This is a genomic window from Citrobacter sp. CK189, assembly GCF_030333505.1.
Lineage (GTDB): Bacteria > Pseudomonadota > Gammaproteobacteria > Enterobacterales > Enterobacteriaceae > Citrobacter_B > Citrobacter_B koseri.
Genome location: NZ_JAOWFV010000040.1, coordinates 88,336 through 102,699 on the forward strand (window position 1 = coordinate 88,336; position 14,364 = coordinate 102,699).

General features: G+C 57.8%; 12 protein-coding genes. 2 read left to right on the plus strand and 10 right to left on the minus strand.

Annotated elements, in window-relative coordinates; translation table 11 throughout:
• Positions 1-13 precede the first annotated feature (13 nt).
• Both yjcO and fdhF read right to left on the minus strand, forming a co-directional pair.
• A complete protein-coding gene (gene yjcO, locus OGV83_RS18765; RefSeq protein ID WP_012134575.1) occupies positions 14-703 on the minus strand; it encodes a Sel1 family TPR-like repeat protein YjcO in 690 nt (229 codons plus the stop codon).
• Positions 704-885: 182 nt separating this feature from the next.
• Entirely contained in the window at positions 886-3,033 is a 2,148-nt protein-coding gene (gene fdhF / locus OGV83_RS18770; protein ID WP_077956844.1) for a formate dehydrogenase subunit alpha, read from the minus strand.
• A 289-nt stretch (positions 3,034-3,322) separates the two neighbouring features.
• Between fdhF and OGV83_RS18775 the strand changes: the two genes are divergently transcribed.
• Positions 3,323-4,054 (plus strand): response regulator transcription factor, encoded by a 732-nt coding sequence (locus OGV83_RS18775; protein WP_012134571.1) that lies wholly within the window; start codon positions 3,323-3,325, stop codon positions 4,052-4,054.
• A gap of 87 nt (positions 4,055-4,141) precedes the next feature.
• Here the strand turns inward: OGV83_RS18775 and OGV83_RS18780 are convergent, their stop codons facing one another.
• From OGV83_RS18780 to OGV83_RS18805, 6 genes are all read right to left on the minus strand, one after another.
• Positions 4,142-5,137, minus strand: a complete 996-nt coding sequence (locus OGV83_RS18780; RefSeq protein ID WP_110494792.1) for a carbohydrate kinase family protein — start codon at positions 5,135-5,137, stop codon at positions 4,142-4,144.
• Positions 5,134-5,994 carry a ketose 1,6-bisphosphate aldolase gene (locus tag OGV83_RS18785; RefSeq protein WP_012134569.1) on the minus strand — a complete coding sequence of 287 codons (861 nt, stop codon included), beginning with the start codon at positions 5,992-5,994 and terminating at the stop codon, positions 5,134-5,136. The genes OGV83_RS18780 and OGV83_RS18785 overlap by 4 nt, the downstream gene beginning before the upstream one ends.
• A gap of 14 nt (positions 5,995-6,008) precedes the next feature.
• Positions 6,009-6,689 (minus strand): D-lyxose/D-mannose isomerase, encoded by a 681-nt coding sequence (locus tag OGV83_RS18790; RefSeq protein WP_024130824.1) that lies wholly within the window; start codon positions 6,687-6,689, stop codon positions 6,009-6,011.
• Positions 6,690-6,814: 125 nt separating this feature from the next.
• A complete protein-coding gene (locus OGV83_RS18795) occupies positions 6,815-7,756 on the minus strand; it encodes an ABC transporter substrate-binding protein (protein WP_012134567.1) in 942 nt (313 codons plus the stop codon).
• A 101-nt stretch (positions 7,757-7,857) separates the two neighbouring features.
• Positions 7,858-8,853: an ABC transporter permease subunit gene (locus OGV83_RS18800; RefSeq protein WP_049011261.1), complete on the minus strand. Its 996-nt coding sequence runs from the start codon at positions 8,851-8,853 to the stop codon at positions 7,858-7,860.
• Positions 8,850-10,370, minus strand: a complete 1,521-nt coding sequence (locus OGV83_RS18805) for a sugar ABC transporter ATP-binding protein (RefSeq protein WP_058668426.1) — start codon at positions 10,368-10,370, stop codon at positions 8,850-8,852. Before OGV83_RS18805 ends, OGV83_RS18800 begins: the two co-directional genes overlap by 4 nt.
• Before the next feature lie 114 nt (positions 10,371-10,484).
• Between OGV83_RS18805 and OGV83_RS18810 the strand changes: the two genes are divergently transcribed.
• A complete protein-coding gene (locus tag OGV83_RS18810; protein ID WP_286464343.1) occupies positions 10,485-12,755 on the plus strand; it encodes a hybrid sensor histidine kinase/response regulator in 2,271 nt (756 codons plus the stop codon).
• Positions 12,756-12,769: 14 nt separating this feature from the next.
• Here the strand turns inward: OGV83_RS18810 and alsK are convergent, their stop codons facing one another.
• Both alsK and alsE read right to left on the minus strand, forming a co-directional pair.
• A complete protein-coding gene (alsK, locus tag OGV83_RS18815; protein WP_049011255.1) occupies positions 12,770-13,684 on the minus strand; it encodes an allose kinase in 915 nt (304 codons plus the stop codon).
• Positions 13,668-14,363: a D-allulose 6-phosphate 3-epimerase gene (gene alsE, locus OGV83_RS18820; RefSeq protein WP_110494789.1), complete on the minus strand. Its 696-nt coding sequence runs from the start codon at positions 14,361-14,363 to the stop codon at positions 13,668-13,670. Before alsE ends, alsK begins: the two co-directional genes overlap by 17 nt.
• Position 14,364: the final 1 nt, after the last annotated feature.

Genomic DNA, 14,364 nt, shown 5'->3' on the forward strand with positions numbered 1-14,364 from the left:
GGCAATATTACATTCACCCGTTGGTTAACTTATCAAACTCTTCGCAGCCGGTATCAAACCCTTCCGTACAGCTCAGATTCAACCAGTGCAGCGCCTTCTGTTTATTCTTCTCAATAAAGCCCTGTTCGCCGTTTAAGAACAACATTCCGGCCCAGTATTCGGAGTAGCCGGTACGGGAAATGGCGGAACTGCGTTTGAAATACCAGGTCGCCTTATCGTCATCGGCAGGAATGCCTACGCCGTTGGCATAAATCAGCCCGAGTAGCATCTGCGCATCGGCGGCAGAATCGCTCTCCAGGTTTTCTGAGGCGTTTTGCAACAGTGAAATAGCTTTTGGATAGTCAGGCGTCCCCGCCTGGGTGTTGACCAGAATGCGCGCCAGAGTGATTTCTCCGGCTTTGCTGCCCGCTTGTGCCGCTTTTTCGGCCAGCGTTTTAGCCTGCGGATAATCCAGACTGACGGGGTTGGTGATTTTGATTTGCGCCAGCAATGCGCAGGCATCCGCATCACCGTTGTCTGCGGCTTTTTGCGCCCAGTATTCGGCCTTGCTGAGATCGCCGGAACTGAACCAGGTATCGGCAAGGAAATACTGTGCGCGTCGGTCTCCGCCCTCCGCCGCCTTCAGATACTGGCTGCCAGGCTCAGTATCGGTGGCATGGGCAAAGAATGTCATTAAGAACATCAATGCAAGAAGTGGTTTCATTTTGAGTTTTATTTAGGGTACGGAGTAGACAGTATAAAGAGATCGTATGGATAAAAAAACAGCCTCCGGCGGAGGCTGTTGCAAGGAAAATGTCTGATGGCGATGCTCACGCATCTTATCAGGCCGACAGTGGAAACAGGTCGTAGGCCGGATAAGGCATTCTCATGCCGCCATTCGGCAGATTACCCCATTGCGCTTTCGCGCAGACGGGTTTTCAACTTGCTGTACTCATCAATCACATACTGCTCGGCGGCGCGCTGATCGGCGATCGGCTCGACGCGCACGGCGCAGTACTTGTACTCCGGCGTTTTGGTAATCGGGCTTAAGTTCTCCGTCACCAGCTCGTTACAGGCGCCAATCCACCACTGGTAGGTCATGTAAATCGCCCCTTTGTTCGGACGATCGCTGACCTGCGCACGGGTGATAATTTTGCCTTTACGTGAATGAACCCAGACCAGCGCTTCATCTTCAATGCCCAGACGCGCGGCGTCGGCCGTGTTGATTTGCGCATAGCCAGGCTCATCCGCCAGCGCCGCCAGCGCGGCACAGTTCCCGGTCATCGAGCGACACGAGTAGTGGCCGACTTCACGCACCGTAGACAGCACCATCGGGTACTCTTCGGTGAGTTTGTCGATCGGCGCGACCCAGTCGCAGGTGAAGAACTGCGCCAGACCGTTCGGGGTGTCGAACTTCTCTTTGAAGAGATAAGACGTCCCCTGATCGGCATCCGACGTGTCGCGGCAAGGCCACTGAATGAAGCCCAGTTCGCCCATCTTCTCGTAAGTTGCCCCGTAAAAATCCGGGCACAGATGACGCAACTCATCCCAGATCTCCTGGGTGTTGTTGTAGTGCATCGGGTAGCCCATACGGGTGGCGATTTCACTGATGATTTGCCAGTCCGTTTTCAGATCCCACTTCGGTTCAACGGCCTTAAAGAAGCGCTGGAAACCACGGTCAGCAGCGGTAAACACCCCTTCATGCTCGCCCCACGACGTAGACGGTAAAATAACATCCGCCGCCGACGCGGTTTTGGTCATAAAGATGTCCTGCACGATGACCAGTTCCAGGTCTTCAAACCCTTTGCGCACCGCAGAGAGTTCCGCATCGGTTTGCAGCGGATCTTCACCCATAATGTACGCCGCGCGAACTTCGCCATGCGCAGCACGGTGTGGCAGTTCGCTGATGCGATAGCCGGTATGCGCTGGCAGGCTTTCCACGCCCCAGGCTTTGGCGAATTTTTCGCGGTTAGCCGGGTCTTTCACGTACTGATAGCCCGGATAGGTATCCGGCAGCGCGCCCATGTCACATGCGCCCTGAACGTTGTTCTGGCCGCGAACCGGGTTCACGCCCACGCTTGGCTTACCGAGGTTGCCGGTCAGCATGGCGAGACTGGTCAGCGAACGCACGGTTTCCACGCCCTGATAGAACTGGGTCACGCCCATGCCCCACAGGATTGCGGCGCTTTTCGCTTCGGCGTACATACGCGCCGCCTTGCGAATATCGTGCGCGCTCACGCCGGTGATATCCTCAACGGATTCCGGCGTGTAGCCTTCGACAATCTTACGGTACTCTTCAAAGCCTTCAGTACGGGAGGCGACGAACGCCTGGTCGTACAGATTTTCTTCAATAATGACATGACCCATAGCGTTGAGCAGCGCGATATTCGAGCCGTTTCTCAACGCGATGTGGATGTCGGCAATGCGCGCGGTTTCAATTTTTCGCGGATCGCAGACGATAATTTTCGCGCCGTTGCGTTTAGCGTTAATCACATGATTCGCCACGATAGGGTGGGAATCCGCCGGGTTGTAGCCGAAGATAAACACTAAATCGGTGTTATCAATTTCGTTAATCGCATTACTCATTGCGCCGTTACCGACCGACTGGTGCAGACCTGCAACCGATGGGCCGTGTCAGACGCGAGCGCAGCAGTCAACGTTATTGGTACCAATAACGGCGCGCGCGAATTTTTGCATTACATAGTTGGTTTCGTTACCTGTGCCGCGAGACGAACCGGTCGTCTGGATGGCGTCCGGGCCATACTTCGCTTTGATGGCGCTCAGGCGATCGGCGACGTAGTTCAGCGCTTCATCCCAGGAAACGGATTCCAGTTTGCCGCCACGCTGGCGACGAATCATAGGGGTTTTCAGGCGCGGGGTCAGGATCTGGGTATCGTTAATAAAATCCCAGCCATAGTAGCCCTTCAGACACAGAGTACCCTGATTGGTTTTCCCCTGCGCCGCCTCTGCCCGGACGATTTTGCCGTTATCGACCACCAGGTTGATTTTGCAACCTGATGCGCAATACGGGCAAACCGTGACGACTTTTTTCATCGGTCTCGCTCCAGTTAATCAAATCGCGCATACGCGCTGTCGGCCTCATTATGCATCTTTTATGCCATGTTTTTATTGGGGTCTTTCCCTGATATTACGGGTAAAATTTGGTCAAAACCCTGACGAAAAACAGGCTGTCGTCAGTTTTGACGTGACGAACAGGAAAAGCAGTGACGGCCCGGCAGTGTGACCAGGGTTATGTTTCCTGCATCTCCTGCTGCGCAATATCTGTCACTCCGGGCAGAATCAATCACACTCATCTGTAGGGGATGTGAAATGGGGAAGGGTGATGAAACCAGCCATACTGGTCGTGGATGATGACGCGGCGGTCTGCGCATTGTTGCAGGATGTCCTGAACGAGCACGTTTTTGCGGTGACGGTCTGCCATACCGGGCAGGCTGCGCTGGCGTGCGTCGAAACCCAGCCGGAGATTGCGCTGGTGTTGCTGGATATGATGCTGCCCGACACGAACGGTTTGATGGTGTTGCAGCAGGTACAGAAGATCAGGCCTACGCTGCCGGTGGTGATGCTCACGGGGCTGGGGAGCGAGTCGGATGTGGTGGTCGGGCTGGAGATGGGCGCTGATGACTACATCAGCAAACCGTTTAACCCGCGCGTGGTGGTGGCGCGAATGAAAGCCGTACTCCGTCGGGTTGGCGTGCTGATCGCCGAAGGCGGAAGCGTGCAGACGTCTGGCCTCTCTTTCAATGGCTGGCATCTGGATACCGCGCGCTGTCAGTTGCACAATCCGCAGCAGCAGGCGGTGGATCTCACCCAGGGGGAATACAGTTTGCTGCTGGCGCTGGCGCAAAACGCCCGTCGGGTGCTCAGCCGTGAGCAGTTGCTGGAATTAACGCATAGCGACAGCGTTGAGGTGTTTGATCGCACCATTGACGTGTTGATTATGCGTCTGCGCCGCAAAATTGAAATCAATCCGCATCAGCCGACGTTGATCAAAACCCTGCGCGGCCTCGGGTATGTTTTTGCCGCCGATGTGCAGCACCACGATAAAGCCGCGTAATCAGGCGCGCAGTTGCCGGATGGCGGCGTAAACGCCTTATCCGGCCTACTGTAGGCCTGATAAGCGTAGCGCCATCAGGCGAAATGGCTACAAAAGCGTTCGCAACTCCTCAAGCGTTTTCGCGCCATCAATCGCATTGGCGCACAGCAGGCTGACCCGCGCGCAGGCGTGCGCCAGCTTAATGCTCTCGGCCAGCGGCCATGCTTCGTGGCAGCCATACAAAAAACCGGCGCAGAACGCATCTCCCGCGCCAACGCTACCGACAATCTCCCTCTGCTCCAGCTTTTGCGACGGTATCCAGACGCCAGGCTGATCCGGCGTTTCGCCCCAGGCGCCTTCCGGGCAATGAATCACCACCCGCTGGCGGACGCCTGCATCCAGCAATTCGCGGGCGGCTGCGGCGATGTGCGGAATATGCGGTTCGCCGTTGGGCTGGCGGATCTCCAGGCCGCTGAACTCTCCGGCCTCCAGCTCGTTGATCACCAGATAATCCAGATGGCGTAGCGCGGGCAAAACCAGCGGCTGATAGCGCGGATCGCCTTTGCGGGACACCAGATCCAGCGAAGTCTCAAAGCCCTCCTCATGCATCTGCGCCATCAGCCGTGCGCTGCGGGTGCCGTAGTCATCATCCGGCATATCCAGACTGTCGAGCAGCAGCAGATAGCCCAGGTGGAAAATCTTCATCGAGGCATCAAGCTCATCGAACGCAGGCAGATCCAACAGACGGTTAGCGCCGGGGGAGTGGAAAAAGGTGCGCTGCCCGCTGGGATCGGTCATCACCTGCGACATCGACGTGGGGGCAAACGTGGTGCGCTGGACATGCTGGCGATTGACGTGATACTGCTCCAGCATCGCCATAATGTAGTCTCCGTCGGCATCCTGGCCGATTAATCCCACAGCCTGCAACGGCAGCCCGGTGTGCATCTTTGCCAGCGTCAGCAGGACATTAAGCGGCGCGCCGCCCGTCGAACGTTCGCTATGGGTGATCTCCGCCAGCCAGCCGCGCTCCGGCCACTGTACGATTTGGTGCACATGGTCGACCAACATATTGCCCGCCGCGATAATGCCTTTGCGTTCCATCAGATCTGCCCCGCGCTGCCAAAAATGCGCATCTGTTCCGATACCGTATCGGTGATCGCCTCTTCAATGCCCAGCAGCAGTTCGGCGAACTCATCGTACAGCGGTTGGCGGTTAGTCATCCGTGATTCCACCGCCGCCAGCGCAGCCTGCGACATACCGGTGTAGAAATTGATTTTGTGAATGCCCAGCGTAATGGCGCGACGAAAATCCTCATCGCTGATGCCGGAACCGCCGTGCAGCACCAGCGGCAGCGCCGTTTGCTGGCGAATGGCGTCCAGACGTGGGAAATCGAGTTTGGGCTCGCCTTTATATTTGCCGTGAGCGTTGCCGATGGCGACGGCCAGGGCATCAATACCGGTGCGGTCAACAAAATCGCGCGCCAGCTGCGGATCGGTAAACAGCGATTCGTCGGCATGACCATACAGCGCGCCGCCCTCATCGCCGCCAACCGCGCCAAGTTCCGCCTCTACCGACACGCCAACGGCGTGGCACATCTTCACTACTTCCCGGGTCTGGCGGATGTTTTCCTCATACTCCAGCGTGGAACCATCAAACATTACCGAGCTGAAGCCCAGACGTAACGCCCGCACTACGGATTCAAAATGCAGCCCGTGGTCGAGGTTAAGCACCACTGGAATATCGTGTCGGGCGGCTTCGAATTTTACCGCTTCGACCAGCGAATCCAGCGAAACATACTTAAAATGGACTTCGGCAATATTAATGATAAACGGCGAGCGTTCCTGCCTGGCGGCGGCGAACAGCGCACGTAAAAAGTGGGAATCCAGAACGTTAAACGCCCCCAGCGCATAGCGATGCTTGCGGGCATGGTCGAGTCCATCGGCAAGAGAAATCAACGGCATAATGTGCTCCTTGTTCAGCAGAACAGGCGGTACTCGTTACACAACACCAGTTGCGCCGGTTCATCTTCTTCAATGTCGTTATAGCGGGCGATCGGCTGGAGAAAATGGTTGTCATGGTCATCGTCATTGACGGAAGAAACTTCGCCGACCAGCACGTCGCCAAACCCTTTTTCCGCCCAGAAGCTGTGATACAGGCCCGGCGTCAGGCAAATGCTTTCTCCTGGCGAAAGGCGCAGTTGGCTGCCTGCCGCATGGGTCTGCCGACAGCCGTCTATCACAATAGTGACGTCGGTATTGTCGGTCTGGTCCCGGGAGTCGGCGTTCCACAGCTCAACGATTAAATTACCGCCGCCGCGATTGATAATGTCTTCACGTTTGCGCCAGTGGAAATGCATCGGCGTAACCTGCGCGTCGCGCACATGCATGATTTTTTCCGCGTAGCATTTCTCATAAGGCATACCTTTGGGCGAGCCGTTGCGCAGGGTAAACAGCGTCAGTCCCTGAGCGGCAAAATCTGTCCCGCCGAATGCGGTAACATCCCAGCCGAGTCTGAGATCGAATACTTCGCTCCAGGCGGCATCAAGCTGACGCCATTGCGATGGGGCAAAGCTGGCGAAAGGCGGCAGGTGGACGTCATGCATGGAAAAGAATTGCCGCGTGTGGCCGAGAATTTCGTTTATTTCGGAGCGTTTCATTGAAAGAATTCTCCTTATTGTGATGTAGCCTTGTAGGCCGGATAAGGCATTTTTGCCGCCATCCGGCATGGGTTTATTGCCTGATGGCGCAGCGCTTATCGGGCCTACGCAGAGGCCGCTTTCCGTTATTTCACCGTCCAGCCCTTGTAGCTGCCGATGTTGTTTTTATCGATCATCGTCACCGGAATCAGCACAGGTTCACCAGGCGCCGGTTTGCCCTGTAGAATGTCATAGCCGATCTCCACCGCTTTTGCCGCCATCACCTGCGGATCTTGTGCGGGGGTCGCCACAAACAGGGAATTTTCACGCTTCAGCGCCTCTTCGCCATCGGGCGAACCATCCACACCGACGATAAAGAACTCATTGCGTTGTGCCTGTTTCGCCGCCAGATCGGCGCCGATCGCCGTCGGATCGTTGATCGCAAATACGCCGTCGATCTTCGGATTCGCAGCCAGCAGGGCGGTCATCACTTCCAGCCCGCCTTCGCGACTGCCTTTGGCGTTCTGGTTCCAGGAGAGCACCTTGATATCCGGGTGGCGTTTGAACTCGGTCTGGCAGCCCTCGACACGGTTCTGCACGGCGGAAACCGGCGGCCCGTTGATGATCACCACATTGCCTTTGCCTTTCAGACGATCGGTAATGTATTTACAGGCCATTTCGCCCGCCTGGGTGTTATCAGAGGTGATGGTGGCGTCTGCGCCTTCGGCAGCCACGTCAACCGCGACCACCACGATCCCGGCGTCTTTCGCCCGTTTCACCGCCGGGCCGATCCCTTTTGAATCTGCGGCGTTAAGGATGATCATATCCACCTTCGCGGCAATAAAGTTGTCGATCTGCGAAACCTGCTGACCCAGATCGTAGCCGCTGGAGACCAGCGTCACTTTTACGCCATCACCGGCCAGTTTGCGCGCTTCCAGCTCCGCCCCTTTTGTTATCTGCACGAAGAACGGGTTGGCAAGATCGCCCACCGTCACGCCGATGGATTTCAGTTCTTTGGCCTGTACAAACGGCGATGCGGCCAGTAACGCGCCAGCACAGAGCGCGGTCACTAATGGTTTCAAACGCATACTCTTTTCCTCACGTAGGGTATTGTTGTTATAAGCCTGATGACACTGCGCTTATCCGGCCTGCGAACGGGCAGGCCTGCGCCGCCATCCGGCAAGCTTGTCTATGCACTTTGATGGTGTCGGGTACGGTATTTGTCGATCAGCACCGCTATGATGATCACCGCCCCTTTGATCACCAGTTGCCAGAAGTAAGAGACGCCCATCAGCGTCATGCCGTTATTCAGGGTGGCGATGATCAGCGCGCCCACCAGCGTGCCGGTGATCGTGCCAATCCCGCCGACAAAACTGGTGCCGCCGAGGATCACCGCCGCGATGGCGTCCAGCTCATACCCCATGCCTAAGTTGCCGTTGGCGCTGTAGAGACGCGAGGCGCTCATTACTCCGCCCAGCCCCGACAGCAGACCGCTCATGCCGTACACAAACAGCAGCACCAGCCACACTTTGATGCCGGTTAAACGCGCCGCCTGCATGTTGCCGCCCACGGCATAAATATGTACGCCCAGCGTGGTGCGGCGCAGAATGAACCAGCACAGTACGATCACCGCGAGGGCGATAACCACCAGCCACGGAATCGGGCCAAGATAGTTATTGCCGATCCACTCGAAGCTGATGTTGGAGTTGATCACCGTGGTGCCGTCCGCCAGCAGGTAGGCCGCGCCGCGCAGCGCCGTATAGGTGCCGAGCGTGACAATAAAGGGCGGCAGCCCGGCGAAGGCCACCAGCGCGCCGTTAACCAGCCCCAGCCCCAGGCCGAGCATCAGCGCCGCCGGAATCGACAGCATGGCGAACTCCGGTATCAGAGAGACCACCATCGCCGCCACGGCGGTGGTGCCGAGAATCGACCCCACGGAGAGGTCGATGCCGCCGGTCAGAATGATGAACGTCATCCCCGCCGCCAGCACGATGTTGATCGACGCCTGGCGGGTGATGTTCAGCAGGTTGCTTTCAGTGAAAAAGTTAGGTGCGATAAAGCCAAATACCGCCACGATCAGCACTAAAATCGGTAAAATACCGACCGTTTGCATCAGATCGCTCATCAACATCTTTTTTGCGGAGGCGGACTTCGCCACCTGCTGGGGAGTGGTTGGGTTATTCATGATTTCACCGCCTCAAGGTGGGAGTCGTTTACGCCGGTCGCCAGCCGCATGATGTTTTCCTGTGTAATGTCCTGGCTGTACAATTCCCCGGCAATGCTGCCTTCATGCATGACGTAGACGCGATCGCTCATGCCGACGATTTCCGGCAATTCACTGGAGATCATCAGGATCGCCACGCCCTTACGCGCCATTTCGTTCATGATGCGATAGATCTCGCTTTTCGCGCCGACATCCACGCCGCGCGTCGGTTCATCGAGAATCAGAATGCGCGGGCCGATGGCGACCCAGCGTGAGATCAGGAGCTTTTGCTGGTTGCCGCCGGACAAACCTCCGGCGCGAACCTGGGCATGCGGCACGCGAATGTTGAGTAACTGAATGGCGTCATCGGAGATGCTTTGGGCTTTTTTACGGTTCAGCATCCCCCAGTTGGCGTCGCGCTCCAGCGTCGCCATCGTAATGTTCTCTGCCGCCGCCAGTTCTAAAAACAACCCTTGTTCTTTGCGGTTTTCGGTGAGGTAGCCAATACCGTGCTCAATGGCCTCACGCGGGGAGTGGATCACCACCGGCTCGCCATCCACCTCGATCATCCCGCCGGTGGCTTTACGCACGCCGAAAATCAGGTGCGCCAGTTCGGAACGCCCGGCGCCGACCAGCCCGGCCAGGCCGACGATTTCGCCGGAACGTACCAGCAGGCTGCACGGCTGCACTTTACCGCCGTCGGTAAGGTGATGAACGTTCAGGCGCGGTTTACCGAGCGGGATGTCGCGTTCTTTGTTGAACAGGTCGCTTAACGGACGCCCCACCATCATGCGCACCAGTTCGGACGCGTTGAGTTTGTCGCGGGTGAGGCTGCCCACGTACTGTCCGTCGCGCAGGACGCTGACGCGATCGGACAGCTCATACACCTCCGCCATACGGTGGCTGATATAGATAACCGCCATCCCTTCATCGCGAAGGCGCATGATCAGCTCAAACAGACGGTGGGTTTCACGAGATGAGAGGGCGGCGGTAGGTTCATCCATCACCAGAATACGGCTGTTGCGATGCAGGGCGCGGGCGATCTCCACCTGCTGCTGTTCGGCGATGGTCAGCCGCATTACCCGATCGCTGGCTTTAAACTGCGCGCCGAGTCGGTCGATGACCTTTTGCGCCTGCAACACCATCTCTTTACGCTGCACGATGCCGCCGCGCGACAGTTCGCTGCCGAGGAAAATATTTTCGGCGACGGTAAGGTTAGGCGCAAGCTGCATCTCCTGATAAATCAGAGTAATGCCTGCGCTCAGGGCATCTTTCGGCCCACGAATATGAAAGGGCTGACCGTCGATCAGAATCTCGCCGCTGGTGGCGGTATACGCACCGGCGAGAATCTTCATCAGGGTGCTTTTACCGGCGCCGTTTTCGCCCATCAGCGCGTGGATTTCACCGGGGTATACCGTCAGATCGACCCCTTTCAGCGCGTAAAATTTGCCAAACGCTTTGGCAATATTGCGCATCTCCAGAACCGGTGTCCTGCTCATGGCGGATCTCCTGCGGGGTTAGCGATATCAGCACTCCATCACAGGAAAGTAAATGCAAAATGTCAGAAGCCGTTCATATTTGTCATATTGCGATTTTTCTTCATGGAGCGTGATATGCCGCAGCACAGACGTCACTTTTTCGCCAGTGCGCGCGGGCGACTGCTGTTTTTTAATCTGCTGGTAGTGGCGGTGACGCTGATGGTGAGCGGCGTGGCGGTGCTGGGTTTTCAGCATGCGAGTCAAATACAGGAGCAGGTGCAGCAGCAAACCGTCGATGACATGACCGGCAGTATGAACCTGGCGCGCGATACGGCGAACGTGGCGACGGCGGCGGTGCGGCTGTCGCAGGTGGTCGGCGCGCTGGAGTACAAGGGCGAAGCGGAGCGGTTGCAGGAGACTCAGCGGGCGCTCAGGCATTCACTCGAACAGCTGGCGACCGCCCCGCTGGCGCAGCAGGAACCGGGGCTGGTGGCCCGCATTATTCAACGCAGCAACGAGTTGCAGACCAGCGTGGCGGGCATGTTGCAGCGCGGGCAGCGGCGGCATCTGGAACGTAATACGCTGCTGAGTTCGCTGTATCAGAATCAGAGTTACCTGCGGCATCTGCAACAGCTTGATGCGGCGCAGGATGCGGCGTTGTTCAGTCAAATGGATCGCCTGATTCGCGCCGCCATCGAAACGCCGACGCCGCGCGCCGTCATTAAACAGCTGGATGGCGTGATGCGCGCTCTGCCTGAGCAACATGCCGATCCGCTGGTGAACGTGATTCTGTCTGACTTTAACCAGGAGTTACGCAAACTTGAACCGCTCTCGGCGGCGCTGGAGCAAAGCGACCTGGCCATCAGCTGGTACATGTTTCACATCAAAGCGCTGGTGGCGATTTTAAACAGCGACATCAATCAGTATGCGGCGCAGGTGGCGATCATCTCAGAACAGCGGGTGGCGCAAAGCCATCAGGAATTGCGCTCCGGCGCGTTGTTTATCATGACCTTCGCCCTGCTGGCGGTGGTGATTACCGGCTTTGCCGGGTGGTATATCTACCGCAACCTCGGTTCTAACCTGACGGCGATTTCGCGCGCCATGACCCGGCTGGCGCACGGCGAATCGGATGTCAGCGTCCCTGCCTTGCAGCGGCGGGACGAGCTGGGGGAACTGGCGCGCGCGTTTAACGTTTTTGCCCGCAATACGGCGTCGCTGGAGCGCACCTCCCGCCTGCTGAAAGAAAAGACCTCCCAGATGGAGATCGACCGAACGGAGCGTCAGGGGCTGGAAGAGGCGCTGCTGCACAGCCAGAAACTGAAAGCGGTAGGGCAACTGACGGGCGGGCTGGCGCATGATTTTAACAATCTGCTGGCGGTGATTATCGGCAGTCTGGAGCTGGTCAGCCCCGACTCGCCGGATGCGCCGCGCATTACCCGCGCGCTGAAGGCCGCCGAGCGCGGGGCGCTGCTGACGCAACGCCTGCTGGCGTTCTCCCGTAAACAGTCGCTGCACCCGCACTCGGTGGAACTGAAAACGCTGCTGGAAAACCTGAGCGAACTGATGCGTCACTCGCTACCGGCCACGCTGACGCTGGAGATAGAAGCCCAGTCGCCCGCCTGGGCCGCATGGATAGACGTCAGTCAACTGGAGAACGCGATCATCAACCTGGTGATGAACGCCCGCGATGCGATGGAAGGGCAGACAGGGACGATCAAAATCCGCACCTGGAATCAGCGGGTTACGCGCAGTGACGGACGTCGTCAGGATATGGTGGCGCTGGAGGTGATCGATCACGGCTGCGGTATGTCGCAGGAGGTGAAGGCGCAGGTGTTCGAGCCGTTCTTCACCACCAAACAGACCGGCAGCGGCAGCGGGCTTGGGTTATCGATGGTTTACGGCTTTGTGCGCCAGTCAGGTGGCCGTGTCGAAGTTGAGAGCGCGCCGGGGCAGGGGACGACGGTCAGATTGCAGCTTCCCCGCGCCATCGCGCCTGCGGTGGCAAACCTGGAGCCGGTTGCGGTGCAAAGTACCGCCAGCGACGAGAAACTGGTGCTGGTACTGGAAGATGAGGCGGATGTTCGTCAGACGTTGTGCGAGCAGCTGCATCTGCTGGGGTATCTGACGCTGGAGGCCGCCAACGGCGAGCAGGCGATGCAGATGCTGGCGTCATCCGGCGAGATTGATGTTCTTATCAGCGACTTAATGCTGCCAGGCAGTCTGAGCGGCGTGGAGGTGATCAACCATGCCCGCAAGCATTATCCCCGCCTGACGCTGCTGCTTATCAGCGGGCAGGATTTACGCCCGGCGCATAACCCCGCGCTACCGGATGTGGCGCTGCTGCGTAAACCGTTTACCCGGGCGCAGCTCGCGCAGGCGCTGCGGGCGGCGCATGTGCAGGCCTGATAAGCGTCGCGATATCACCGCGACGACAGAAAACGGCAGCGCGCCAGCGTTGCTGCGCCCTGCGCACCGTTAAACGCGGAGGACGAGGCGGCAATAAAACGTACGGCCTGATACGGCAACGGTCGGCGCAGGTATTTTTGGATCAGGGTAATTAATTGTTCGCGCGGGAAAGCCTGCATATCCATCACGCCGCCGCCCAAAATCACCGCATCGGGATCGAACAGATTTATGCTGGTGGCAATCGCGCGGGCGGCGCTTTCCAGCAGCGCCTGGACGAATGGCGCCTCGCCGGCGTGGACAAACAGCGCGTCCAGCGCGAAATCCCGTGGCTGTTGTTCGTACCAGCGTTTCAGCGCCAGCCCGGAACAGACCGTTTCGAGGCAACCTGGATTGCCGCAGGCACAGGTTTGCGTCATGTCGCCCTGGGGAATATGCCCCAGTTCGCCCGCCACGCCATGCGCTCCGGTCCAGGGCGCGCCGTTCATCCACACCGCGAAGCCCATTCCCGTGCCGAGGTAGGCGGCCAGCACCTGCTGCTGTGTGAGATGGTTTTCCACGACGTCATACGACAGCTGTAAGTTCACGTCGCGGGAAAACGCGACCGGGCAGCCCAGCGCATCCTCCAGTTTTCCCGCGAGGTCATGCACTTCTTCAGGTTGCAGCGGCAAATTGGGTGTCGAAATGATGGTGCGGTTGTCTTTGCCGACCAGCGCCGGAAATCCCATCACCAGACCACGGCAGCGCGCCTCGTAGCGTGCGATCTGTTCGCTAATCATCTGCGCAATACCGGCCACCACGCCGGGCGCGATCACCTCCGCCGTACGCTGTTTCTCACAGTGCAGAGTCTCACCGCTTGCCGTTTGCAGGCAAAAACGGATATGGGTTGCCCCCATATCCACACCCGCCACAACGCTATGCTGTTTTTGCATGAGGCAGTACCTCGTTTTTCGCCGTCAGGATCTGCGTCGTCATCACTTGCCATGCGTCGTCGATATTCTCCGCGTGGTTAAACAGCCCGGAGGTGCCGACGATAAAGACATCCGCGCCTGCCGCCATTAATTTTTTGTAGGTGGCCTGATTGCAGGAGCCATCCACTTCAATTTCGTAATGCAGCCCTTCACGCTCGCGCCAGGCTTTCAGCTCGGCGATTTTATCCAGCATTTCCGGGATGAACGGCTGCCCGGCAAAGCCGGGATCGACGGTCATCACCGTCACTTTATCAGCCTTATGGATATAGTATTTCATCGCCTCAACCGGTGTTTCCGGGTTGAGAATCAGGCCCACTTTCATACCGTGGCGGCGGATTTCGTCAATCAGACGGAACGCCTGACCGTTGATGGTTTCCGGGTGCAGCGTGATGAAATCCGCACCGGCGCGCGCCAGTTGACCAATATAATCCTGCGGACGCGTCACCATCAGATGACAATCAAGAGGTTTGCTCGCCAGTTTCTTGACCTGGCTGACGAAGAAGGGGGACAGCGTCAGATTCGGCACAAAGTGGCCATCCATAATATCAATATGAAAATAGTCTGCATGGCTGTCGATAAATTCGATCTGTTCTTTAAACTTCAGCAGATCCATACACATTAAAGAGGGAGAGATTTTCATG